The sequence below is a fragment of the Sphingomonas pokkalii genome (genome assembly GCF_003096275.1).
Lineage (GTDB): Bacteria > Pseudomonadota > Alphaproteobacteria > Sphingomonadales > Sphingomonadaceae > Sphingomonas > Sphingomonas pokkalii.
On the sequence record NZ_QENQ01000001.1, the window covers coordinates 3,904,333 to 3,928,264 of the forward strand.

Here is a 23,932-nt window from a genome sequence, read left to right on the forward strand (position 1 = left end):
GGCGGGTCAGCCCGCCGCCTTGGCAAGCCCCCGCGACAGCTGGAGCGCGCCGTGCAGCCGCGCCGCGGGGTTCGCCCAGGCGCGATTGATCACCAGCTTCATGTCCGGCCGCAGTCGGGCGGTCTCCCCCAGCTTCTCGACATAGGCGATCAGTCCGGCCGGGTTGGGGAAATGGTCGTTGTGGAACGACACCAGCGCGCCCTTCGGGCCCAGGTCCAGCTTGGCGATGCACGCGCGCTTGGCGTTGAGCTTGGTCTCGATCAGGCGCAGCAGGTTCTCGGTGGGCTCGGGCAGCTTGCCGAAACGGTCGATCAGCTCGGCGGCGAAGCTCTCGATGCCGTCCGTCTCCTCCACCTCGTTCAGGCGGCGATACAGGCCCATGCGCAGGTCGAGGTCCGGCACATAGTCCTCAGGGATCATGATCGGCGCGTCGACGGTGATCTGCGGCGACAGGTCCTTGGGCCGTGCGTCGTCGCGCAGGCCGCCGGCCTTGGCTTCCAGGATCGCCTCTTCCAGCATCGACTGGTAGAGTTCGTAGCCCACTTCCTTGATGTGGCCCGACTGCTCGTCGCCGAGCAGGTTGCCCGCGCCGCGAATGTCGAGATCGTGGCTGGCGAGCTGGAAGCCCGCGCCCAGGCTCTCCAGGTCGGACAGCACCTTTAGTCGCTTTTCCGCCGTTTCGGTCATCTGCCGTTCGGGCGGGGTGGTCATATAGGCATAGGCGCGGGTCTTGGCGCGCCCGACGCGGCCGCGCAGCTGGTAAAGCTGGGCGAGGCCGAACTTGTCCGCACGGTTGATCACCAGCGTGTTGGCGCTCGGAATGTCGAGCCCGCTCTCGACGATGGTGGTTGACACCAGCACCTCGAATTTCTTGTCGTAGAAGGCAGAGATACGCTCCTCGACTTCGGTGGGCGACATCTGGCCGTGGGCGACGACGTAGCGCACCTCGGGCACTTCGTTTCGCAGGAATTCCTCGATCTCCGGCAGGTCGGCGATACGGGGCGTGACGAAATAGCTCTGGCCGCCGCGATAATGTTCGCGAAGGAGCGCCTCGCGCAACACGACGGGGTCCCAGGGCATCACATAGGTGCGCACCGCGAGGCGATCGACCGGCGGCGTCTGGATCACCGATAGTTCGCGCAAGCCGCTCATCGCCATCTGCAGCGTGCGCGGGATCGGCGTTGCGGTGAGGGTGAGGACGTGGACGTCGGTCTTCAGCGCCTTCAGCCGTTCCTTGTGGGTGACGCCGAAGCGCTGTTCCTCGTCGACGATCACCAGGCCGAGGCGCTTGAAGTCGATGTTCTTGGCGAGCACCGCATGGGTGCCGACGACGATGTCGATCGTGCCCGCGGCGAGCCCGTCCTTGACCTTCTTGGTCTCGCCGGCGGTGACCAGGCGCGAGAGGCGGCCGATCTCCAGCGGGAAGCCTTCGAACCGCGTCTTGAAGTTGTTGTAGTGCTGGCGGGCGAGCAGCGTCGTGGGGCACACCACCGCCACTTGCAACCCGGCCATCGCCGCAACGAAGGCGGCGCGCAGCGCGACCTCGGTCTTGCCGAAGCCGACATCGCCGACGACGAGCCGGTCCATCGGGCGGCCGGCAGCAAGATCCGACAGCACGTCGCCGATCGCGCGGTCCTGATCGTCGGTTTCCTCATAAGGGAAGCGATCGACGAACGCCGGGTAGCCGCCATGATCCGGCTCGGCGATCTCGGCGCCGCGGGTGGCGCGCAGCGCGGCGGTGGCGATCAACTCACCGGCGATCTCGCGGATCCGCTCCTTCATTCGCGCCTTGCGACGCTGCCAGGCCTCGCCGCCCAACCGGTCGAGTGTCGCACCTTCCTCGCCCGAGCCGTAGCGGCTCAGCACTTCGAGATTCTCGACCGGCACGTAGAGCTTGTCGCCGCCGGCATATTCGAGCGCGACACAGTCGTGCGGCGCCTTCTGCACCGGGATCTGGGTCAGGCCTTCGTAGCGGCCGATGCCATGGTCGATATGGACGACCAGGTCGCCGGGCGACAGCGTCGCCAGCTCCTGGAGGAAGGCATCGGTATTCTTGCGGCGCTTCGAACGGCGGACGAGGCGGTCGCCGAGCATGTCCTGTTCGGTGAGCACCGCCACGTCCGGCGCGGTGAAGCCATGGTCCAGCGGCAGCACCACCAGCGCGACCTGCAGCCCGCTGCCGTTCGGATTGGCGACGCCGAGCGCCGGTTGCCAGCCATCGACCGGCACCGCGCCGGTGAGGCCGTGATCCTCCAGCAGCCCCTTCAGCCGCTCGCGCGCGCCGTTGGAATAGCTGGCGAGCACCGGCTTCTTGCCTTCCTTGCGCAGCGCCTTGAGGTGGGCGACCACCGCCTCATAGACGTTGCTGCCGGCGGCGCGCTCGGGCGCGAAATCGCGGGGGCCGTCGACGCCGAACTCCACCACCCGATCCGATTCGGGCTCGTGGAACGAGGTGGCGAGGTGCATCGGCAGCGCCTCGACCTTGGCCTGCCATTCCTTGGCGAGCAGATAGAGGTCGCCGGCCTTGAGCGGGCGATAGCTGCCCGGATCCGCCGACTGCGCCCGGATGCGGTTGTCCTGATAGTCCTTGATCGCCTCAAAGCGCTGCTCGGCGGCGGCCGGCGCGCCGCTGTCGCGGACGATCACGGCATGGTCGGGCAGATGGTCGAAGAGCGTTTCCAGCCGCTCTTCGAATAGCGGCAGCCAATGCTCCATGCCGGCAAGGCGGCGGCCTTCACTGATCGCCTGGTAGAGCGGGTCGCCCGTGGCGGTGGCGCCGAAGCGGTCGCGATAGCCCGAGCGGAAGCGCTTGATGCTCTCCTCGTCGAGCAAGGCCTCGCTGGCGGGGAGCAGGGTGAAGCCATCGACGCGGCCGGTGGTGCGCTGGTCCTGCGGGTCGAAGGTGCGGACGCTTTCGATCTCGTCGCCGAAGAAGTCGAGCCGCAGCGCCTGTTCGGCGCCGCTCGGGAACAGGTCGACCAGGCCGCCGCGCACGGCGAACTCGCCATGATCGTTGACCGTCTCTACCCGGACATAACCGTTCGCCTGGAGCAGCGACGCCAGCTTGTCGAGCCCGATGCGCTCGCCCGGCGCGAGCCGCGCGACCAACTGCCGGATGCGGAAGGGCGTCAGCGTCCGCTGCGTTGCGGCGTTGACCGTGGTAACGATCAGGCGCGGCGCCTCGCTCTTCGCCTGAAGCGCGTGGAGCGTCGCCAGCCGTTCCGCCATCACCCGCAGCGTCGGGCTGGCGCGATCATAGGGCAGGCAGTCCCATGCCGGGAAAGACAGGATTTCCAGCTCCGGCGCGAAGAATCCCGCAGTGCCCGCCACCGCCCGCATTCCCGCTTCGTCGGCGGCGATGAACACGGCGATGCGGCCTGCACGGGCGAGATCGGCAAGCATCCAGGGCAGGAAGCCGCCCGGCACACCGGCGAGCGTGAGCGGTTGCTGGGCGGAAAGGATCTTCTTCAGCTCTGGCATGAGGTCTCGTGTAACGGAATTGCTTCCACCCTCCCGCCGAAAGAAGCGCGGGAGCGGCGCGGCGCCGATATCAAAGGATCGCGGTCATTCGGAAATCGGCACGTAATTCAGCGTCTTGAGCGCATCCAGAATCGTGCCCCGGAAGCGCTCTGGGGCCTCGGCGGTTCCCATCGCCCAAGCCATGATGTCGACATCCTGTTCTTCCAGCAGCGCTTCGAACAGCGCGATTTCCGCCTCTGTCCAGCCTTCGCCATGCTGGTCGAAAAACCCGCCGATCAACAGGTCGGCTTCCTTGGTGCCGCGATGCCAGCTGCGAAAGCGCAGACGCTTGAGGCGGGTTTCACGATCCATGGGACGCTCCGACGGCAAGAGGCCGACTGCGCTGCATTACGCGCTCGGCTGGGTTCAATCCGCGCATCAGATAGGTGCGGCGGCTCCGAATGGCCAGTGTGGATATTGTCGCCCTATGGGGCAGGTTGTTAACGTTGATATGCTCTAACTGCGCTCGTCACGCCTGAATTGGGACGAGTCGAACCATGAGTGAATTCCTGAACAACCGCCCGCGCTTCGTGATGTTGAAGTCGATCAATGGCGAGCCGATGCTCGTCAACGTCTCGTCTGTGCGTACGGTCTCGACGATCAACATGGCGGGTGCGGACTTCGGTGTCATCTCCTTCGGCAAGGAGCATGAAGTCGTCATCGGTTCGTCGGTGCCGGAAGTGGTGCAGGCGATCGAAGCGGCACTGGCGACCAACAGCTCGATCTTCACCGCCGCCTGAGCGGGTTTGTCAGCCGCATCGCCGCGCGATAGGGCGGGGCGATGCGACCCGAGCTTCTCAACCCGCTTTTCGCCGAGGTTACCGCGCTGAAGGGCATCGGCCCGGCGCTGGCGCGGCCGATGGAGCGGCTTGGCCTCGCGCGCGTGGTGGATGTCGCTTTCCATCTGCCGACCGGCTTTGTCGATCGGCTACCGCGCGACGAACTCGATATGGCGGATTCGGGCAAGGTCATCGCGATCACGCTCACGCCCGTCCAGTATCGATTCGGCGGTGGGGCGCGCTCGCCGGCGCGGGTGCAGGCAGTGGACGCGCGCGGCAATCACGTCAGCCTCGTCTATTTCGGCGGCAGTTCCGGCTGGGCCAAGAAGCTGCTGCCGCTGAACGAGCCGCGCTGGGTTTCCGGCAAGCTGGAACATTATGGTCAGGAACTGCAGATGGTCCACCCGGACCATGTGCTGCCGCTCGACCAGGTCGAAAGCGTCGGCGGCCGCGAGGCGATCTATCCGTGTTCCGAAGGCATCACCTCGAAGCGCATCGCCGCACTGGCCGCGCAGGCGATCGAGCGCGCGCCCGAACTCCCCGAATGGATCGAACCGAGCCTCAAGGCGCAGAAGGGCTGGCCGGATTGGCGCGATGCCCTGGCGCGCATCCACGCCGACCCGGCCGACGCCAAGGCCCGCGAACGCCTTGCCTATGACGAAGTGTTCGCCAACCAGTTGGCGCTGCTGCTGGTGCGTGGCGAGGCTCGGGCGAAGCGGGGGCGGGCGCTGCTCGGCGACGGTCGGCTGCGCGATGCCCTGAAGCTCCCATACGCTCCCACCGGTGCCCAGGCCCGGACGATCCGGGAGATCGAAGGCGATATGGCGCAGTCCCAGCCGATGCTGCGGTTGCTCCAGGGCGATGTCGGATCGGGCAAGACGCTGGTGGCAACGATGGCGCTGCTGATCGCGGCGGAGGCGGGGGCGCAGGGCGCGCTGCTTGCGCCCACCGAAATCCTTGCGCGCCAGCATTATGAAACGCTCGGCCGCACGCTGGGCGGGCTGGGCATCAACGTCGCGATCCTGACCGGCCGGGATAAGGGCCGTGCCCGCGAAGCGACGTTGATGGGCCTCGCCGCTGGCGAGATCGATATCCTGATCGGCACCCATGCGATCTTCCAGGAAGGCGTCACCTATCGCGATCTCGGGTTGGTGGTGGTCGACGAGCAGCATCGCTTCGGCGTCGCCCAGCGGATGATGCTCCAGGCCAAGGCAGAACGGCCGCCGCACCTGCTGGTGATGACGGCCACCCCGATCCCGCGTACGCTTACGCTCGCCCAATATGGCGAAATGGACGTCAGTCGGCTCGACGAGATGCCGCCCGGCCGTCAGCCGATCGAGACCAGCGTGATTTCCGAGGAGCGGCTTGGCGAGGTGGTGGGCGGCCTGGGCCGCCATCTCGCGAAGGGCGGGCAGGCATATTGGGTGTGCCCGCTGGTGGAGGAAAGCGAGAAAAGCGATCTCGCCGCCGCCGAGGCGCGCGCCGCCGAACTACAGGCCCATTTCGGGTCCAAGGTCGGCCTGGTTCATGGCCGGATGAAAGGGCCGGAAAAGGATGCGGTGATGGCGCGCTTCGCGGCTGGCGAGATCGGCGTGCTCGTCGCCACAACGGTCATCGAAGTCGGTGTCGATGTGCCGAACGCCACCCTGATCGTGATCGAACATGCGGATCGATTCGGCTTGGCCCAGCTGCATCAGCTGCGTGGACGGGTGGGGCGAGGCGGCGGGCGCTCGGTGTGTATTCTGCTGCGCGGCAATGCGCTCAGCGAAACGTCTCGTGCGCGGCTCGCGCTGATGCGCGAAAGCAACGACGGTTTCCGCATTGCCGAGGAAGATCTGCGACTGCGCGGCGCGGGTGAACTGCTCGGCACGCGCCAGTCCGGCGATATGCAGTTCCGGCTGGCCGCGCCGGACATGCTGCCGGGGTTGCTGCCCGCTGCGAATGGCGACGCGCGTCTGCTCGTTGATCGCGATGGCGGCCTGAGCGGCGAGCGCGGGCAGGCGGCTAGGGTCGCCCTGTATCTCTTCGAGCGCGACGCGGCGGTTGGGCTGCTCCGCGCAGGCTAATTCCGGGCTATCGCGCGCATCGCAGTCAGCATCGTGTTATAGGCGTCGGGCGCGATGCGCTGCTCGAACTGGCAGCCGATGCGTCCGCCCAGCGCCCAGCGGATCTGCGCATCGATTCGACCGATATCGGGCAGGTCGATGCTGATCACGTCGCCGGGGTGCAGCACGGCTTCGCACCGTGCCATCAGTCCGTCTTCCGATATGTTGACGACCAGCAGGGCGAGCGACGCCGCGCCCGGCCCGATGGCACGGGCGCGATGCTGCACTTCGTCACGACTGATCAACCGGCCATCGATCGCGGCCGGCATTGCCCCGGTTGAACGCACTTTGTCCCTCGTCAAATACTGGAGGTACCGTTCGGATTTACGGTGCGCGCGTAAATTGCCGGACAAGAGAGGTGGTTAACGGCCCGTCAGGCCCCCGGCTTCAACAGGCCGTGATGCTTCTTCCCGGCGGAAAGACGGACCTCGCCGGCAACATCGATCGTCATTGTCTCGTCGTCGATCTTCTCGCCTTCGACGCGCGCGCCGCCGCCCTTGATCAGCCGCCGTGCCTCGGCCTTGGAGGCGCAGAAGCCGAGGCCAACCAGCGCATCGACCACGCTGATGCTGCCGCTGACCGCCAGCGTCGGCAATGCGCCGCCGGCGGCACCTTCCTCGAAGGTCTTGCGCGCGGTCTCGGCAGCTTCCTCGGCTGCCGCGCGGCCGCGGCACATGGCCGTCGCCTCGTTGGCGAGTATCTTCTTGGCCTCGTTGATCTCGGCGCCGTCCAGCGCTTCGAGCCGGGCGATCTCGTCGAGCGGCAGATCGGTGAACAGCCGCAGGAAGCGGCCGACGTCGCGATCGTCGGTGTTCCGCCAGAACTGCCAGTAATCATAGTGCGACAGCTGGTCCGGGTTGAGCCACACCGCGCCGGACATGGTCTTGCCCATCTTGCCGCCGTCCGCCGTCGTGATCAGCGGCGTGGTGACGCCGTAGACTTCGGTCCCGTCGGCACGGCGCGACAGCTCGATGCCGTTGACGATGTTGCCCCACTGGTCCGATCCGCCCATCTGCAGGCGGCAGCCGGCGCGGCGCGACAGCTCCAGGAAGTCATAGCCCTGGAGAATCATGTAGTTGAATTCGAGGAAGCTCAGCGACTGTTCGCGATCGAGCCGCAGCTTGACTGAATCGAAGCTCAGCATCCGGTTGATCGAGAAATGCCGGCCAATGTCGCGCAGGAAGGGGATGTATTCGAGCTTGTCGAGCCATTCGGCATTGTCGAGCATCACCGCATCGGTGGGGCCATCACCGAAGGTGAGGAAGTTCTCGAACACCGTCTTGATCGAGGCGATGTTGCTGCCGATCGTGTCGAGCGTCAGCATCTTGCGGGCTTCGTCCTTGAAGCTCGGATCGCCGATCTTGCCGGTGCCGCCGCCCATCAGCACGATCGGCTTGTGGCCCGCCTGCTGGAGGCGGCGCAGCAGCATGATCTGCACCAGGCTGCCGACATGCAGCGACGGCGCGGTGGGATCGAAGCCGATATAGCCAGGCACGATCTGCTTGGCGGCGAGCGCGTCGAGGCCCTCGGCGTCGGTCACCTGGTGGATGTACCCGCGCGAGGCGAGCAGGCGGAGCAGATCGGAGCTGTATTCGGTCATGGTGCGAGCGCGCATAGCCAAAGCGCGCGCCCGCGTCATCCCCGGCGGTTCAGTCCTGGGTCTGCAACTCCCAGCTGGCGTGCTGCACGTCATGGCGCCTTGCAAGATGGGCGATGATGCTGTCGAGTTCGGCATCGAGCGCGGCGGTGGAGACCAGCCGGGCGCGCATTTCGATACGATCGTCAGGCCGTTCGATCGTTTCGATTTCGGCGACCGGATAGCGCATCAGTTCCAGATGGTCTGTCAGCAGGTCGCGGAGGCGATCGACTTCGGCGGGCACCGTGGTAAGCGTCACGAAATAGGTCGCCTCCACCTGCCCGCCGGCCAGCGGCACCCGGTTGATCGCGTTGACCACCGGTCGCAGCAGCGTGTTGCCCGCAACCACGAAGATGGCCAGCGTTGCCGCCTCGGCGGCCATGTCGGTGCCCGCACAGGCGCCGACCGCCGCCGAGCACCACAGCGTCGCCGCGGTATTGAGGCCGCGGACGTTCATGCCTTCTTTCATGATCACGCCGGCGCCAAGAAAGCCGATGCCCGAAACCACATAGGATATCACGCGCACTGCCTCGATATCGCCGGCAAGGCGCTGCGCGAGATCGACGAATGCCGCAGCACCGAGCGCGACCAGCGCATTGGTCCGCAGGCCTGCGGTTCGCTGGCGGAATTGCCGTTCGGCGCCGATGGCCGCGCCGAGCAGCAGCGCCAGCGTGTAGCTCACCAGGGTATCGAGATAGGCGGCGGAGTGGAACGTCTGAAGAAAGTGCATGGCGGCCAGCCCTGGCGAATCGGTACGGGTATCGGGGCTGCGCTTGCGCTTGCACTAACGCGCAGGCAAGCGGCGGCGGCATCGACGCGGCGGCTTTCAAACGCGCGATCGCTTTTCTAGGTTGGGCAGGATGATCCGATTGGTTCCGCATCCTGCCATGCCGCCCCGTGCCGTAGCCGGCCTTACCTGCACGCTCCTGCGCCACGGGGACCTGCTCGACATCCGCTATCGGGTGGAGGCATCGCCCGGAGCATTATTGCTGCCGCCGCCAGCGGAACCGCGGCGCACCGATGGCTTATGGCGGTCGACCTGTTTCGAACTTTTCGCGAAGGGCGGGGGGCAGGGCTATAGCGAGTTCAACTTCGCGCCTTCCTCCCAATGGGCGGCCTATCGCTTCACGGGGCGGCGGGAAGGCATGGCGCCTCTGGAAATGCCGGTCGTGCCATCGATCGTCTGGGACGATGAGAATCCGGGCCTTTCGGCCCGGTTGCACGGGATCGCGCCGGGCCCCCTGTGGTGCGGCGTTACCGCGGTCCTCCAGGAAAAGGGCGGCACGGTCTCCTACTGGGCGCTGCGGCATGGCGGCAACCAGCCTGATTTCCACGATCCGCATTGCTTTGTGCTCGAAGTGCCGCCAGCAGACTGAACCCTATGCTTTTCGGAATCGATCGCCTCCTCGCCGACGCCAGCCTGCGCCAGCCGCTTGAAGGAAAACGGGTGGCGCTGCTCGCCCATCCTGCGTCGCTTACCAGCAATCTTACCCATTCGCTCGATGCGTTGGTCGCTGCGGGGGTTAACATCAGCGCGGTGTTCGGCCCGCAGCACGGTGTCCGGGGCGATCTGCAGGATAACATGATGGAGTCCCCGGACTTCATCGATCCTGTCTATCGGGTCCCGGTGTTCAGCCTCTACGGCGAGGTCCGCCGACCGACCGACGCCTCGATGGACAGCTTCGACGTGATGCTCGTCGACCTCCAGGATGTGGGCTGCCGCATCTACACCTTCGTGACCACGTTGCTCTACGTCCTCGAAGCGGCGGCGAAGCACGGCAAGGCCGTGTGGGTGCTGGATCGGCCCAATCCGGCCGGTCGCCCGGTGGAGGGACTTACGCTGCTGCCCGGCTGGGAAAGTTTCGTCGGGGCGGGGCCGATGCCGATGCGGCACGGCATGACCCTTGGGGAGCTCGGACACTGGTTCATCGCGCATTATGCGCTGGACCTGGCCTATCGCGTCATTCCGATGCAGGACTGGCAGCCGGAGGCGGCGCCGGGCCATGGCTGGCCGCCCGAACGGCCCTGGATCAACCCGAGCCCCAATGCCGCCAACGTCAACATGGCCCGCGCTTATGCCGGCACGGTGATGCTGGAAGGCACGACGCTGTCCGAAGGTCGGGGCACGACGCGGCCGCTCGAGCTGTTCGGCGCGCCGGACATCGATGCGCAGGCGGTTATTGCGGAGATGGAACGACTTGCGCCCGCTTGGCTGGCCGGCTGTACGCTGCGGCCGATGTGGTTCCAGCCGACCTTCCACAAGCATGTCGGCCAGCTTTGTGCCGGCGTGTTCGTCCATGCCGAGGGGCCGGGCTATGATCATGCCGCGTTCCGCCCGTGGCGCGTACAGGCGCTGGGGTTCAAGGCAATCCGTGCGCTTATGCCGGACTATGCCTTGTGGCGCGATTTCCCGTATGAATATGTGTTCGACAAGCTGGCGATCGACGTGATCAATGGCGGTCCGGGCCTGCGGCAATGGGTCGACGATGCGGGGGCGACGCCCGCCGATCTGGACGCGCTTGCCGGGCCGGATGAAGCCGCGTGGGCCGAATTGCGGCGCCCGTATCTGATCTATTGAGGGGGGAGCGACATGGTTACCCAGGCACGCCCGCTCGCCGGTCTCGTCTTCGCGGTGGAGGAGGCGGCCGATCGACCCGGCGCGCTCGTCGGCAGCCTGCCATTCGGCGGCATGACCCTGCTGGAATATCAGGTGCGATTGCTCGCCGGTGTTGGTGCCGAACAGGTGCTGGTCGCGGTCGGGCGCGTCACCCCGGCCTTCCTTTCCGCGATCGAGCGGGCGGGGCGGGGGCAGCTTGACATCGAGATCGTCCGCTCGGCCGAGGAAGCCGCAGAGAAGGTGCTGCGCGATGCCGACGTGCTGGTGCTGGCGGACGGCCTCGTCACCATCGATCCGGTAATGGAGCGCATGGCCGCCGAGCCTCATAACGCCCTGCTCGTTACCGACGATGCCGAATCGCCGGCGGCGATCGAACGGTTGGACATGCGCAACTGCTGGGCCGGAATCGCCCGGATCCAGGCGGCGCACCTCGCCCAGATCGCCACCATGCCGGAGGATTACGACTTCCAGTCGGCACTGCTGCGGGTCGCGGCGCAGTCGGGCGCGCTGCAGGTGCCGCTGGCGCCGGTCTGGGCGCGTGCCGGCCACGCCGTCGAACATAGCGCCGAGGGGCTGGCCGCGCGGAACGACTCGGTGCTGGCCGCGCTGAGCGATCGCCGTACCCTCTGGGCGGATCGCTGGGTGTTCGCGCGCGCGGCACGCTACGTCCTTCCGCAGCTGGTCGCGCGCGAAATTCCCGACTGGGCGCCGCTGGTGGCGGGTGGGGTGTGCGGGCTGGGCGCGATCGCGGCGACGCTTGCCGGCTGGCAGGGCGTCGGGGCGTGCGTCGCCCTGCTGTCCGCGCTGGGGCTCGCCACCGGCGCGGCCCATGCGGCGCTGCGCGGCGAAGAGCCGCGTGCCCGCCGTATCGAAGCGGCGGTGTTCGTCCTGTTCGGGCTGCTGATCGTCGCCAATGGCTGGCGGGTGCATCTTGCGCTGGGAACGGCGGCGCCGTTGCTACTGGCATCGGGCGCCCTGGTCGCGCAGCTGCTGGCGGAACGGGTGCCGGCGCCGCGGCGGCGATGGTGGGGCAATGCCTCTGCGCAATTGCTGCTCTTCGCTCCCTTCGCGATAGCGGGCGTTCCGCTAGTCGGGCTAGTCGCTGCACAGCTTTATGCCGCTGCCACGCTGGCGGCCGCCATCGAGGCGATTCGCGATCGATCTTAGGCTGGGCTTAATCCCCGTCGCGTAAAGATGCCGCGATGTCGGGCGACTTTGCCGATACGCGCCGGGATTTCCTCATGGGCGCCGAGGATCTGCTGAGGCGTGCCGCAGCGGCCGAACGGCGCGCGCGGACGGCGATTGCCGCCGCCGCCCAGGATTTCTCGGTGCCGGATTCGCTCCGCCTGGAGGAAGCCACTCGCAATGGCATGACGGCGCTGCTCGCGCAGTGGATCGGCGCGGCGGAGCGCCAGCTCGCCGATTTCGCCACGCCGGGTGCGGGCGGCACCTTTCCGCTGCTGTGCGCTGCCGGCCTGCTCAACGATTGGGCGTTGACCGAGGCTCTGATCGGGCAGGTGCGGCAAGATCAACTGGCCAAGGCGTTGCCGCATCAGGCACCGCGCGATCCCGCCCAGCCCAGCCTGCTCAGCCGCTTCGTCGATCATCCGGCAGCCACGATCGCCGAGGCCGCGCGCGATCTTCTCTATGCCGCATCGTGCAGCGAAGATCCCGAAGCGGGCGGGCGGCGCGCGCCGCGGCACCTGCAGGCACGATTGCTCTGGTGGGTAGCGGCCGCGATGCGGGAACAGGCCGGATCCCGGGCCGACATCGCGTTCGACGAAGCGCTGTGCACGGCGGTGCGCGCCGCGCTGGTGGTGCTGGATGCGTCGTCGCGGGGCGCGGTGGAGCCGGTTGCGATGCGGTTCGCCGCTGCGGTCGGAGCGTCGCTCCACCCCGTGCCGTACCTGCTGCTCGAAGCGCTGCGGGATCGCCGCCTCGTGCTGTTTCTCGCGATTCTCGCCCATGCCGCGCGGATCGACTATGCCGATGCGCGGGCTCTGGCGCTTGATCGGGAACCTGACCGGCTGTTGCTGGCCCTCCATGCTGTCGGCGTGGAACGCGATGGCATGGCGCAGATCGGCTTCCTTCTTTGCGATGCCGATCGCCACCGCGATGTCGCGGTACTGGCCGATCGCCTGGATGCGGTGGTCGCGCTGGATCGAGCCGACGCCGCGACGGTGCTGGCAGCCCTTCGGCTGGACCCCGCCTATCATGCGGCGCGGGCGGCCATTCGACGGGGGGCGATGACAGGGTGGGTTGAGGGTGCCCGATGAAGCGAGCCCCCTGGCGATCGCGCGCCTCGATGCTGCCGGGCGGCTGATCGATGCGGAACCGCTGCTCAGCGCCCTGAACAGCCGTGCCGGCGGGCGCATCGGCGCCCCCCTTGCCGTGCCGGGAATCGCGGCGCTGGCCAGCCTGTCGCATCGTCTGGGCATCCATATCTCCCGCGCGGTGGTGGCGGCAGACGGCGAGACGGAACTCGATCTCTGGGTGCGCGCCGGACCAGATCGCGGCGGCGTGCGCTTGGAGGTCAGCGGGTGGCGGCCCCGTGCGGCCTGGCGCCCCGCCACCGATCCCGATCGCGAGCGGGACTTCTTCCGCACCTATGCGGAACTGCGCTGGGAAACGGATGCGTCGCTTCGGCTGACCTTCGTCTCCCCGGATGCAGGCGCCCACTACGGGTTCGATCCGCGGACGATGCTGGGCCAGCCATTGACCCGCCTTTTCGCACTGGCCCAGGATATGGAGGGGCAATTGCCCATCCTCTCCGCGGTGTCGGCAAGGGCGCGCTTTGACGGTCAGCGGGCAGAAGTGCGCGGCACCGGCCAATGGGTACAGCTGGAAGCGCGGCCCCGGAGCGATCCGGCGGGCCGGTTTGCCGGCTTTGTCGGCGCGGCCCATGGTGCGGCGGGTGGGGCGCCGGCCGTCGCGCGTGGCACTGCCGCGCCCGCATCGATCCCGCAACTTGCCTTTCCGCCCGGCTTCGCGCGGCGGCTGGAGCGGGCGCTGCAAGGGCCGCTGGCAAGGATCATAGCGGCGGCGGAGGCGATCGCGGACGCGGAAAGCGACGCGCCGGTGCACGCGGACTATGTCGGCTATGCCGCCGACATCGCCGGTGCGGGGCGCCACCTTCTCGCGCTGGTGGAGGATCTCGCCGACCTGCAATCGGCGGAACAAGCCGCCCTGGCCACCGCGTCCGAGGCGGTCGATCTGGCGGATGTCGCCCGACGGGCGGCCGCGCTGCTTGCGATCCGTGCAAGCGATGCGGGAATCGCCATCGCGCCGCCTCCGGCACAGGCCATGTTGCGTGTGACCGGGGACTTTCGCCGCGTGCTTCAGGTGTTGGTCAACCTGATCGGCAATGCCGTGCGCTATTCGCCCAGCGGGGGCACCGTGCGCATCACGCTGGAGCAAGAGGACGGCATCGGCCGCGTCGTCATTGCCGATCAGGGCAAGGGCATTCCTGCGCGGGATCACGAACGGATCTTCGAGAAGTTCGCGCGGCTCGATCCGGCCGAACCAGGCGGAAGCGGCCTTGGACTATATATCGCGCGGCGCCTTGCGCGGGCGATGGGCGGCGATCTGACGGTCGAAAGCGCGCCCGCGATGGGGGCGCGCTTCCTGCTTTCCTTGCCCCTGCGGGACTAGGCCGGGCGCATCCGGTATCTGCGCGCCGGGCCTTGCGTTAGCGGCGGCGGCATATCTCCACCGGGCGGCCATAACGCCATTCCGTCCAGCAAACCCGGCGGCCGTGATAGCGATAGTCCCGGTTCCAGCCATAGGGACGGCCCCGATCCCAACCGCGGTGCCGTCCGCGATCCCAATGGTGGCGGCCTTCCCAGCGATCGTGGCGATCGTAGCGATGCTCGTAACGGTCGCGCGGATGGCCCCAGCCCTGGGCGTTGGCGGCGGTTGCTCCGGTAATGCCGGTAATGGCAAGCCCGGCGACGGCGATGATCCTGATCAGTTTCATTGGCTCCACCTCTTCTTCGATGAAGCAAGTTTTACGCATTGCTTTGCTGCACGACGCTGAACCGGATTGTAGGCTTTGGTTCATCTGCGCATCATTTGCAGGATGCGGGCATGGGCTCCCCGGCCGAGGGGATTGAACGCCATCGCCAGGCAGGAAAGCAGAAAGAATCCCAGCGGCGCTACCACGATCGTCCAGCGCATGGTGGCAAGCGTTGCGGTCTGTTGTTCGGCATTGGCGACATAGCCGGCCGATCCGAAACCAAACCCCAGGATCAGCGTAGCGGCTCCGATTGCGACGCGCTGGAGCAGGGCGGCCATGCCGAACACCGCGCCCTCCACGCGAAGGCCGGTGGTGCGCTCGCCATATTCGATGGTATTGGGCAGCATCGCCCAGAAGACGAAATGCAGGCCGACGATCGCGGCCTGCATCGCGACGAGATAGAGCTGCATCCCGGTGGCGCTGCCGATCCGAAGCCCACCGAACAGCACCAGCCCAAGGATGCACAAGCCTGCCGCGACGAACCATGACGATCGTCCCCCGATCGATCGTTGCAGCAGCATCCATGCCGGTACCGCCAACCCGCTCATCACCCCCATCCAGCCGAGCGCCGCCTGGCCGGCCGCCGCATCGTGGAGGAAATACTTGAAATAATAGAGCACCGATTTGCCTAGGATCGACGTCGCGACGATCATTGCCATCATCGCCAGGTTGAGCGACACGAAGGCACGGTTGGCCGCCATGCTGCGGAGCGCCGCCCTGATCGAGGGGCGCTGCTTGGCGGCGGCCTCGGGCTCCGCGGCTACCCGGTAGCTGGCGCCGACGATCAGCAGAATAGCGGTGCCGATCGCTGCGGACAGCGCTGCCGCCCCCAGATAGGCGCGGGCGGGCACTGCGGTGCCGGCGATCCAGCCGCCGATCGGGATGGTGCCGCGGGCTACCGCCACCCAGGCAAGGGTCCCGAACACCATGCGCGCGCCGGCGATGAAGGCGCGATCGCGGCTGTCGCTGCTGATCCGGGCGGACATCGCGAGATAGGGGATGTTGACCGCGGCATAGGCGGTTCGGAACAGCAGGTGGCCGCCCAGCACCAGCGCGATGCCGCCCGCACCGTCCAGCGCTGGCGGAAGATAGGTCAGCACGAACGTCAGACCCAGCGGTATCGCGCCCAGCATCAGCACCCGGCCATGGCCGCCGAGCGGCCGCCATCTATCGGCCAGCGTGCCGGCCGCGAAGTTCACCCCGCCGTCCCAGATGGTGGCGATGGTATAGATCGCCGCCGCCGTTGCCACCGGCAGGCCCAGCGCATCGGTGTAGTAGAACAGCAGGAACAGCATCAGCCCCTGCCAGTAGAGATTGAAGGCGAAGTCGCCGAAGGCGAACAGCAGCAGTCGCGGGCGCCGGATCATCTCGCCGATTCCACCGTCGCGCGGAACTGATCGGTGCGCATTCGCCCATGCGCCAGCAGCCGGTGGTGGAAGGGGATAGCGGGGCGTCCCCGCGACAGATCCTCGATCGCCAGCCATGCCATCGCCTCGGCGGCGCGCAGGGCCGGTTCCAGCACGATCCGGTTCAGGTCTGCGGCGAAGGGGGCGAAATAGGCGGGCTCGCCCATCCAGGCCTGCAGCTTGCCCAGCGCTTGCGCGTGGGACCAGCCATCCAGATGGATGCCCAGATCCGCCAGCGCGCGGGTGATGCGGAACAGTCGCCAATGGCACAGCCCAAGCTCGCCCAGCGCGTCGCCGCGATAGGCGCCCTCCGCCGCGGCCAAGTGTTCGGCATAGATTGCCCAGCCCTCCGCGAACGCGGCGGCATATTCGATGCGCAGCGGATGCGGCGAGGCTGCGGCTTCGATCGGCAACTGCACCATATGGCCGGGCAGCAACTCGTGATGGACGACCGCGGGCAAGGTCCAGCGCGGCCGCCGACGGATGTCGTTCAGGTCGACGACATAGCTGCCGGGCCGCGATCCTTCCGGCAACTGGCGATATCCCTGGCGGCCTGCTGCTTCCTCCGTCCGTGACATTCGCTGGACGTGGACGGACGACACCGAGGGCGGCAGCGGGCCGAACGCCCCGGGCAGTCGCGCCCGCGCCGCTTCGAGCAGCAGGTTCATGTCGGCGACGGCGCGGTCCCGCCCGGCATCATCGTCTGGGTAGAGGCCGTCGGGATCGTGCCACAGCGCGGTGAAGCGGGCGCCGACGCTGCCGCTGTGCCGTCCGATCTGCTGGAAAAGCGCGTCGGCGCGGGCCAGCGTCCGCGCCAATTCCCGTTCGAGCCTCTGGCGCAGCGCGCCGGGATCGGCATCGTCGCCGGCGAAGCGGCGCAGCAACAGGCGGTAATAGTCGTCACCGTCCGGTAGCGCGGCCATGCCCGGCGGCGGCGCATCCGCTGCGAGTGTCCGCAGCAGCGCTTCCTGTTCGGCCAGGGCCTCGGCGCGCGGGCCGGCCGCCGAATTGCGGGCGGATTCCATCGCCGCGATGGTCGGTTCGATCAGGCCCCGAGGCAGGCGCACGCCGTGTGCGGCGTCAGACCGCAACGCGGCGGTTTCACGCCGGATCGTCTCCGCCGTTGCGTCCGTGCGCAGCCAGGCACCGTTGCCAGTGGTAACGAGATAGCGGCTTTTGCCCAGCCGGCCAAAAGGGAAACGTCGCGCGAGTTCGATATCGATCGCCAGGCCCGCCCGTGCTGTGAGCAGGTCCAAGCGTGGCGATGGGGGGAGGGATGCGGCGTCGATTTTTCGCAGCGCCGCCAATGCCGCCGTCCGGTCGTGGGCGGCCGAGTCGAGCAAAGTCCGCAGATGCGCGGCGGCGGTTTCGCTGGCGGCTTCGGGTATCAGCGGTGGAGCCAGCAGTGCGGCGGCGCCGGCCAGCAGCGATCGTCGGGAAAGGCTATCCACTTGAATCCTCTTTGAAACCAAGGGCTTTTGCACGGTGCTTGGCGATGTCGCAACGGTCAGAACGGTCAGGTCCTGCGCCAGTGCGGGGGCGCCGCGGGTTGAAAGGATACTGGCTGGTACGATTTTCGCTTGACGCTGCGGAAGGCGGGTATAGATACGCGCCACCGAAACGAAGTGTCACGTGCCGTTACGGGCGTGCGCAACGAAGCCGCTCCCGGGCGGCGGATCACGGTGGAGTTTTCGGACGGAACGGCAGGGTGGTGCCCGCAACCGGGTGCACCAAAAGGGGGCTGGCATCCGTCGTGTAGAGAAAGTGCTGGCCATGGCGTATCTGGATCTTTCCCATCTTCGCGGCCGGTCGGTCGCTGCGCCGCGCGATCTGATCCAGCAGGCGGTCGCCACGCTGTCCAACCTGGAATGGCAGGTGCTTGCCCTTGCCCGTCGCGATGGGTTGTCGTCGCTGGAGCTGCCGGGCCGCTGGTCCGTCCTGATCGCCAGGATCTTCGGCCGTGAGCGTGCAAACCCGCGGCTGGCCGATCCCCGGCTGGAAGCGCTGCGACGCATCGCGGTGCTCGCCTGGCACAAGGGCGATAGCCTGCCCGAGCACGAAATCGCCGCCTTTCACGCAGCGGGCTATTCAGCCGAGCAGCTCGGGCTGGTGCTCGATCATGTCGGCGGTACGGCAAGCAAGGCCGGGCCCGCGCAGTAACGCCGGCCCGGCACCGCTTCGCCTTACTGGTTCTTTTCTTCGCTCTCGCGATCCGCATCGCGATTGATCCGGGACGTCATCCCGGTCGCGGCGGCATCCGCTTCCGTCTGATCGCGATCGCTGAACGGCGTCGGCGTCGCCGTGGGCACGGGCTCGGGCGCCACGTTGGCGGTAGGCATCGCCGCCGGCTCTTCGGTCGACACATTCACGTCGGCCGGGGTTTCCGGCACCGTGATCTCGGTAACATTGGCGTCGGGAGGCGTGGGGGCATCGTTGCCCCCGCCGCACGCGGCGAGCGTGAGCCCTGCACCGGCCAGAATCGCGATAGTGCGCAGCTTCATGGGATCGTCCTTTCGTTGAGGCGTTACGAAGCGGTCGCGGCGCTGACGGCCGCGCGTGCTTCGATCTTGTCGGCGAGCAGCTTGTCCCAGCCATAGGGATCATCGCGGAAGTTCATCGTGCCGTCGGAACTCGCGAACGCTGTCCAGTATAGCAGATAGACCGCAACCTGGTCGGCGTCGGCCAGGCGCACGCGAACCGTCTTGGTGCCTTCCAACTGGGCTGCGATCGCATCGGGCTGCCAGTTGGGATCGTTCTTGAGCAGCAACTCCGCCAGCGGCCCCGGCTTTTCCAGTCGGACGCAGCCATGGCTGTCCAGCCGGCTATAGCTGTTGAAGCCGGACTGCACCGGCGTGTCGTGCAGATAGACGGCATAGGGATTGTCGAAGTCGAACTTGAAGCGGCCCAGCGCGCTTCTCGGCCCGGATTCCTGCTGCAGGCGGCGGTCCGGACCCGTGCCGATGATGCGATAGCCGTGCGCCTTCAGATAGCCTTCGCCCTTGGGCCAGAGTTCCTTGGCGGCGATCCCGCTCGGCACGTTCCACGGCGGATTGAGCACGATCGAATGGATGCGCGATTGCAGCATCGGCGTCTCGTTGCCCGGCCGACCGGTGACCGCTTTCATCGAGGCGATCGGGCTGTCACCTTCGAACACGGTCATCACCGCCGCTGCGATGTTCACCTGGATGCGCTTGGCGGGCAACTCCTGCGGCAGCCAGCGCCAGCGCTCCATATTGGCCATGATCTGGCGGACGCGCGCCTCTACCGGCACGTTCAGCGCGGCGAGTGTACCGGTGGATACGACGCCGGTGGGGCGCAGGCCATATCGGCGTTGCGCGCGCAGAACCGCATCCTGCAGGTCCTGGTCGAACGTGTCGCCGCTCGTCGCAACCTGTTTGTCCTCGACCGCGAGCCGCTTGCGCAGCGCCCGAACGCGCGCGCCGCTGGCGCCCTTGCCAAGATCGGGCCCCGGCGTCAGCTTCGGCCAGCCGCCTGCGGTGAGGATGGCGCGATAGGCCACCAGCCCTTTTTCCAGCCCGTCATAGCCCGCATAGGGCGGCGGCAGCGAACGCACCCAGGCGGCGATCCGATCGCGCTTAACCGCATCGGCAAAGCCCGGCAGCGGATCGAACGCGGCGGGGCGAAGGCCCCAATCGTTGATGAAGTCGCTGCTGTCGAGCCGTCCGGAATGGACGGCGCGGGCATAATCGAGTGCCGCACGCACCAGCCCGTCGCTATCGTTCGGCAGCGATACGGTGCTCGTCATCCGGCGCAGGCCCTGTGCCAGCCCGGCTTCCGGGAGCAGCTGGCGTAATTCGGCCATCTGCCGGCTGCTCAGCACGGGCAGCGGAATGACCTGCCGGGGTTGGATCGGCGGCGTCGGTACCGCCTGCGGCGGCTGCGCGGCCGGGGCGGCGGGGGGGGGCGTGGGCGTCGGCGTGGCGGCGGGGGGCTGTGCCTGCGGCTTGGCCTGTTGCGGCTTGGCTGCGGGGATCAATCGAAACTGCGCGGCAGCCGGAGAAGCGGCCATGCTGGCCAGCACGATCGCCGTTGCCATGTTCCGCGCCAAGCTACCTTCACCGAACCGCTTTTTCGTTTCGTCCACGCACAATACTCCACTCGTCGCGTCGTTTACCAACAATAGCCCCTATAGGCGAGGCAGGGGCGCGGATGCGAGCGCGAAAACCCGCCCGCTGCTTGACTTTTGGCAACGTTGTCGGGATGCGTTGCGGCAACAGAAGCATCAAGGGCAGGAGGGGATCGCTTTGGCTTCCGCACGTTCCACGCAGACCACGCTGGCATTCGCCGCGGTAACAACGCTGTTCTTCGCCTGGGGGTTCATCACCTCGCTCGTCGATCCACTGGTGGCGGCCGTGAAGGGTGTCTTCACCCTCACCAATTTCCAGGCGCAGGCGAGCGCAACGGCGTTCTTCCTCGCCTATTTCGTCGTGTCGCTGCCGGCCGCTGCGCTGGTGTCGCGCCTCAAGGCGGTGCCCGCGATCCTGCTGGCGCTCTGCACGATGATCGCCGGCTGCCTGTTGATGCTGCTGGCGGCGAACCTCGCCAATTACTGGGTCGTGCTGCTGGGCCTGTTTGTGCTCGCAAGCGGCATCACCGTGCTCCAGGTGGCGGCGAACCCGCTGGCGGCGGCGCTGGGCGATCCCAAGGGCAGCCATTTTCGCCTGGTGCTGAGCCAGACCTTCAACTCCTTCGGCACCTTCCTCGGCCCGCTGCTCGGTGCGCATCTCTTCCTCCAGGGTGTGGAGGTGAAGGACGGCACCGCGGTAACGGAGTCGGTGCGGGCGCAGGCATTGGCCGGCATCGACACCGCTTATCTGTGGATCTGCGGCCTGATCGCCGCGCTGGCCGTGTTCTTCTTCCTCAGCCGCCGCGTCGTGACCCAGGCCGCGCCGAAGCCGGCCGCGGCAACCGGGCTCTTGAGCGCCTTTTCCTCGCCCTGGGCATTGTTCGGCGCGCTGGGCATCTTCCTCTATGTCGGTGCCGAAGTCTCGATCGGGACGCAGATGGCGCTGTTCCTGAACGACAACAGCGTGTGGGGCCAGTCGAACGCGCCGTTCGGCGTCCCGCTGCTCGGTACGCTGATGGGCAGCGACGGTGTCCCCGGCGTCTCGCTGCAGGAAGCCGGCAAGGCCGTCGCATTCTATTGGGGCGGCGCGATGGTCGGCCGCGCGCTCGGCTCGTTGCTGCTCACCCGCGTCCGGGCGGACAGGCTGCTGGCGCTGTTCACCGTGATCGCGGCGGCGATGTGCCTCTATGTCGTGCTGGTCGGCGGCGTCACCGCGGGCTTTGTCGCCCTGGCGATCGGGCTGTTCAACTCGATCATGTTCCCGGTCATCTTCACGCTGACGCTCGAGCGTTCGGCGGCGAGCGAGGAGGCGACCTCGGGCCTGTTGTGTACCGCGATCGTCGGCGGCGCGGTGCTGCCGCTGCTGGTCGGCAAGGTCGCCGATCTGCACGGCTATGCCTTCGCGTTGATCGTGCCGGCGCTGTGCTACCTCGTCCTGTGCGGTTTCGCGGTGGCGGCGGGGCGTACGCGCCCTGTGCGCATCGGGGGTGGTGCATCGATCCATTGACGGCGGTGGTACGTCCTGCAAGCATTCCGCCGAGGAGAGAAAACATGCCCCTTCGTCGTCGTTCGCTGCTCGTCGGCGCGCTTGCGCTGCCCATGGTCGCCCGCGCCCAGGCCCAGGCGCAGGCCCCGGAAAGCTGGGAGCAGCGCAAGGAGCGTCTGTTGCACGAGGACTGGCCGGAACTCAGCCGCTATGCGGAGGACAATCGCCGCATTCTCGCGTCCGGCGCGAAGGTGAATATCGTCTTCCTCGGCGATTCGATCACCGAGGGGTGGAAGTCGAAGCGTCCGGGTTTCTTCACCCCCGGCCGCGTCGGCCGCGGCATTGGCGGGCAGACCACGCCGCAGATGGTGCTGCGGATGATGTCCGATGTCGTACAGCTCAAGCCGCGCTTCCTGCATTTGATGGCAGGCACGAACGATATCGCCGGCAATACCGGCAAGATGACCCACGCGCAGACCTTCGACAATTTCAGGATGATGACGCAGATCGCCAAGGCCAATGGGATCGACGTGATCCTGGCATCGGTGCCGCCGGCGGATCATTTCCCCTGGCGGCCTGGCCTGGAGGTGATCCAGCCGATCCGCACGATCAATGCCTGGCTGCGCGACTATGCCAAGGCCGAGCGCCACGCCTGGATCGACTATACCCCCGTGCTGGGTGACGCGGCCGGCGCGATGAAACCGGGTATGGCCTATGACGGCGTGCATCCCACCGAAGCCGGCTATGATGCGATGGCCGCCGTGATCGAGCCGCTGCTGCGGTCCCGCAAGATCTAGGCGCGAACCCCACCTACTGCGCCCGGCGCAGGGGGGGGCGGCTGGCATTGGCGGGAAGCGAACAGCCCATTTGTTCGGTGGATCGTTACTGTGCGCAACGATCCGCGAACGTCGAGCGAGGAGGTTACCGCGCGGCGACCGACTTTGCGCGTTTCTGATAGTTGGCCCATGTTGGAACCGGGAAGGGCAGCGTAGCGCAAGCGGTATCCGCGCGCATGTCCGTTGATGGGTGCGCGCGGCCGGTCCGGCTTGATTGTGTTGGAAAAGGCCGCGTCGGGCGCCGGTTGGCATGATGGTCTGGGGAATGCCTTGTGGGTCTCTCGTCCGCGATGTTGGGTTGGGCTCGGCCCTCTATCGGGGAGCGTGCCGCAGCTTGGAAACTGCGATCTCCCCCGGTAGGGGCGGTGGCCAATGGATGGAGGAGTTCGCATGATCCGAACGGGCCTGATCGGCTTCGGCCTGGGCGGCACCGCCTTTCACGCGCCGTTGATCGCTGCGGTGGAGGGGCTGGTGCTTGCCGCGGTGGGCACGTCGCGCGGCGAAGCGGTGGCCGCGGCCTATCCGGGCGTGCCGGCGATATCGCCCGCGGCGCTGATCGCCGATCCCGCGATCGACCTGGTGGTGATCTCCACGCCCAACGCGACGCATTTCGAACTGGCCCAGGCCGCGCTAAGGGCGGGCAAGCATGTCGTCGTCGATAAGCCGCTGACGCCTTCTGCCTCGCAGGCAGAGGCGCTGATCGCACTGGCAGAGGCCGGCGAGCGGCTGTTGGTGCCCTTCCACAATCGTCGGTGGGACAGCGATTTCCTGGCGGTGCGGGCGCTGGTCGAAAGCGGTCGGCTGGGTGAAATCGCGCTGTTCGAAGCGCATTGGGATCGTTTCCGTCCCGATCTCGCCCAGGCCTGGAAGGAAGCGCCGGATGCGGGAGCGGGGCAATTGCTCGATCTCGGTTCCCATATGATCGATCAGATGCTGGTGCTGTTCGGGATGCCGGACGCGGTCGATGCCGATCTGGCGCGCCAGCGCAGCGGCAGCCAGGTCGACGATTATTTCGCGCTCACCTTCCATTATGGCGATCGCCGCGCGGTGCTTGCCAGCTCACGGTTGATCGCCGCGCCGCGTCCGCGCTTCGGGCTCCATGGCCATGGCGGCAGTTTCGTCAAATATGGTCTCGATCCACAGGAAGCGGCGCTGCGCGGGGGCGGATCGGTGCACGATCCGGCGCATGGGCTGGAAGATCCGGCGCTCCATGGCCGGCTGACCTTGCCCGACGGGACGGTGGAAACCTTGGCCTCCGCGCGCGGCGACTATCGGCAATTCTATGCGGGCGTGGTCGCGGCCATTCGCGACGGCGCCGGCCCGCCGGTCCTCGCATCGGATGCGCTTGCCGGGTTGCGGCTGATGGATGCGGCGCGGCAGAGCGCCGAAGACGGCCGACGCATCCGCTTGTGCTAGGGCGCCAGCTTCCGCCGGCACCTTCGGCAG

Annotated in this window: 20 protein-coding genes and 1 pseudogene; 11 read left to right on the plus strand and 10 right to left on the minus strand. The window is 67.3% G+C overall.

What is annotated here, in order from left to right:
- Positions 1-6: 6 nt before the first annotated feature.
- Together mfd and DD559_RS18025 are read right to left on the minus strand one after the other, a co-directional pair.
- Positions 7-3,480: a transcription-repair coupling factor gene (gene mfd, locus DD559_RS18020; RefSeq protein WP_116470388.1), complete on the minus strand. Its 3,474-nt coding sequence runs from the start codon at positions 3,478-3,480 to the stop codon at positions 7-9.
- Between the two features lie 84 nt (positions 3,481-3,564).
- Positions 3,565-3,831 (minus strand): FAD assembly factor SdhE, encoded by a 267-nt coding sequence (locus DD559_RS18025; RefSeq protein WP_116470389.1) that lies wholly within the window; start codon positions 3,829-3,831, stop codon positions 3,565-3,567.
- Positions 3,832-4,016: 185 nt separating this feature from the next.
- Between DD559_RS18025 and DD559_RS18030 the strand changes: the two genes are divergently transcribed.
- Together DD559_RS18030 and recG are read left to right on the plus strand one after the other, a co-directional pair.
- The gene (locus DD559_RS18030) at positions 4,017-4,259 is read left to right on the plus strand and encodes a hypothetical protein (RefSeq protein ID WP_116470390.1); all 243 of its coding nucleotides are present in this window, start codon (positions 4,017-4,019) and stop codon (positions 4,257-4,259) included.
- A gap of 41 nt (positions 4,260-4,300) precedes the next feature.
- On the plus strand, positions 4,301-6,364 hold the full coding sequence (recG, locus tag DD559_RS18035; protein ID WP_116470391.1) for an ATP-dependent DNA helicase RecG: 2,064 nt from the start codon (positions 4,301-4,303) through the stop codon (positions 6,362-6,364).
- Here the strand turns inward: recG and DD559_RS18040 are convergent.
- The 3 genes from DD559_RS18040 to DD559_RS18050 form a co-directional block, all read right to left on the minus strand.
- Complete coding sequence (locus tag DD559_RS18040) at positions 6,361-6,672, minus strand: PilZ domain-containing protein (RefSeq protein WP_240610327.1); 312 nt, start codon at positions 6,670-6,672, stop codon at positions 6,361-6,363. The genes recG and DD559_RS18040 overlap by 4 nt on opposite strands.
- 104 nt (positions 6,673-6,776) lie before the next feature.
- Positions 6,777-8,003, minus strand: a complete 1,227-nt coding sequence (gene tyrS / locus DD559_RS18045) for a tyrosine--tRNA ligase (RefSeq protein WP_116470393.1) — start codon at positions 8,001-8,003, stop codon at positions 6,777-6,779.
- Between the two features lie 49 nt (positions 8,004-8,052).
- Positions 8,053-8,769 carry an MgtC/SapB family protein gene (locus tag DD559_RS18050; RefSeq protein ID WP_116470394.1) on the minus strand — a complete coding sequence of 239 codons (717 nt, stop codon included), beginning with the start codon at positions 8,767-8,769 and terminating at the stop codon, positions 8,053-8,055.
- Positions 8,770-8,899: 130 nt separating this feature from the next.
- Here DD559_RS18050 and DD559_RS18055 point away from each other — a divergent pair, with 130 nt between their 5' ends.
- From DD559_RS18055 to DD559_RS18075, 5 genes are read left to right on the plus strand one after another with little or no spacing between them, the layout of a single operon-like run.
- Positions 8,900-9,415: a DOMON-like domain-containing protein gene (locus tag DD559_RS18055; RefSeq protein WP_133243858.1), complete on the plus strand. Its 516-nt coding sequence runs from the start codon at positions 8,900-8,902 to the stop codon at positions 9,413-9,415.
- 5 nt (positions 9,416-9,420) lie between these two features.
- Positions 9,421-10,617 (plus strand): exo-beta-N-acetylmuramidase NamZ family protein, encoded by a 1,197-nt coding sequence (locus DD559_RS18060; protein WP_116470396.1) that lies wholly within the window; start codon positions 9,421-9,423, stop codon positions 10,615-10,617.
- A gap of 12 nt (positions 10,618-10,629) precedes the next feature.
- Positions 10,630-11,823, plus strand: coding sequence for a hypothetical protein (locus DD559_RS18065; protein WP_116470397.1), 1,194 nt, complete (start codon positions 10,630-10,632; stop codon positions 11,821-11,823).
- 35 nt (positions 11,824-11,858) lie between these two features.
- Positions 11,859-12,932 carry a DUF2336 domain-containing protein gene (locus DD559_RS18070; RefSeq protein WP_116470398.1) on the plus strand — a complete coding sequence of 358 codons (1,074 nt, stop codon included), beginning with the start codon at positions 11,859-11,861 and terminating at the stop codon, positions 12,930-12,932.
- Entirely contained in the window at positions 12,922-14,307 is a 1,386-nt protein-coding gene (locus tag DD559_RS18075; protein WP_116470399.1) for a sensor histidine kinase, read from the plus strand. The genes DD559_RS18070 and DD559_RS18075 overlap by 11 nt, the downstream gene beginning before the upstream one ends.
- A 37-nt stretch (positions 14,308-14,344) precedes the next feature.
- Here the strand turns inward: DD559_RS18075 and DD559_RS18080 are convergent, their stop codons facing one another.
- The 3 genes and pseudogenes from DD559_RS18080 to DD559_RS18090 all read right to left on the minus strand — a co-directional run bounded on the left by DD559_RS18080 (position 14,345) and on the right by DD559_RS18090 (position 17,528).
- The gene (locus DD559_RS18080) at positions 14,345-14,632 is read right to left on the minus strand and encodes a hypothetical protein (RefSeq protein ID WP_116470400.1); all 288 of its coding nucleotides are present in this window, start codon (positions 14,630-14,632) and stop codon (positions 14,345-14,347) included.
- Between the two features lie 80 nt (positions 14,633-14,712).
- Positions 14,713-16,152, minus strand: a pseudogene (locus DD559_RS18085) (MFS transporter); the annotation flags it as partial.
- Positions 16,035-17,528, minus strand: coding sequence for a DUF885 family protein (locus DD559_RS18090; protein WP_165831146.1), 1,494 nt, complete (start codon positions 17,526-17,528; stop codon positions 16,035-16,037). The pseudogene DD559_RS18085 and the gene DD559_RS18090, both read right to left, overlap by 118 nt.
- 322 nt (positions 17,529-17,850) lie before the next feature.
- On the opposite strand from DD559_RS18090, the gene DD559_RS18095 reads away from it, so the two are divergent.
- Positions 17,851-18,237, plus strand: a complete 387-nt coding sequence (locus tag DD559_RS18095; protein ID WP_116470402.1) for a hypothetical protein — start codon at positions 17,851-17,853, stop codon at positions 18,235-18,237.
- Positions 18,238-18,260: 23 nt separating this feature from the next.
- Here DD559_RS18095 and DD559_RS18100 read toward each other — a convergent pair whose 3' ends face one another.
- Both DD559_RS18100 and DD559_RS18105 read right to left on the minus strand, forming a co-directional pair.
- On the minus strand, positions 18,261-18,578 hold the full coding sequence (locus DD559_RS18100) for a hypothetical protein (RefSeq protein WP_116470403.1): 318 nt from the start codon (positions 18,576-18,578) through the stop codon (positions 18,261-18,263).
- Positions 18,579-18,601: 23 nt separating this feature from the next.
- Positions 18,602-20,134 carry a L,D-transpeptidase family protein gene (locus DD559_RS18105; protein WP_240610328.1) on the minus strand — a complete coding sequence of 511 codons (1,533 nt, stop codon included), beginning with the start codon at positions 20,132-20,134 and terminating at the stop codon, positions 18,602-18,604.
- 208 nt (positions 20,135-20,342) lie between these two features.
- Here DD559_RS18105 and DD559_RS18110 point away from each other — a divergent pair, with 208 nt between their 5' ends.
- The 3 genes from DD559_RS18110 to DD559_RS18120 all read left to right on the plus strand — a co-directional run bounded on the left by DD559_RS18110 (position 20,343) and on the right by DD559_RS18120 (position 23,902).
- Positions 20,343-21,671, plus strand: coding sequence for a sugar MFS transporter (locus DD559_RS18110; RefSeq protein ID WP_116470404.1), 1,329 nt, complete (start codon positions 20,343-20,345; stop codon positions 21,669-21,671).
- Between the two features lie 44 nt (positions 21,672-21,715).
- A complete protein-coding gene (locus DD559_RS18115) occupies positions 21,716-22,447 on the plus strand; it encodes a GDSL-type esterase/lipase family protein (protein WP_116470405.1) in 732 nt (243 codons plus the stop codon).
- Between the two features lie 429 nt (positions 22,448-22,876).
- Positions 22,877-23,902, plus strand: a complete 1,026-nt coding sequence (locus DD559_RS18120) for an oxidoreductase (RefSeq protein ID WP_116470406.1) — start codon at positions 22,877-22,879, stop codon at positions 23,900-23,902.
- The last annotated feature ends 30 nt before the right edge of the window (positions 23,903-23,932 follow it).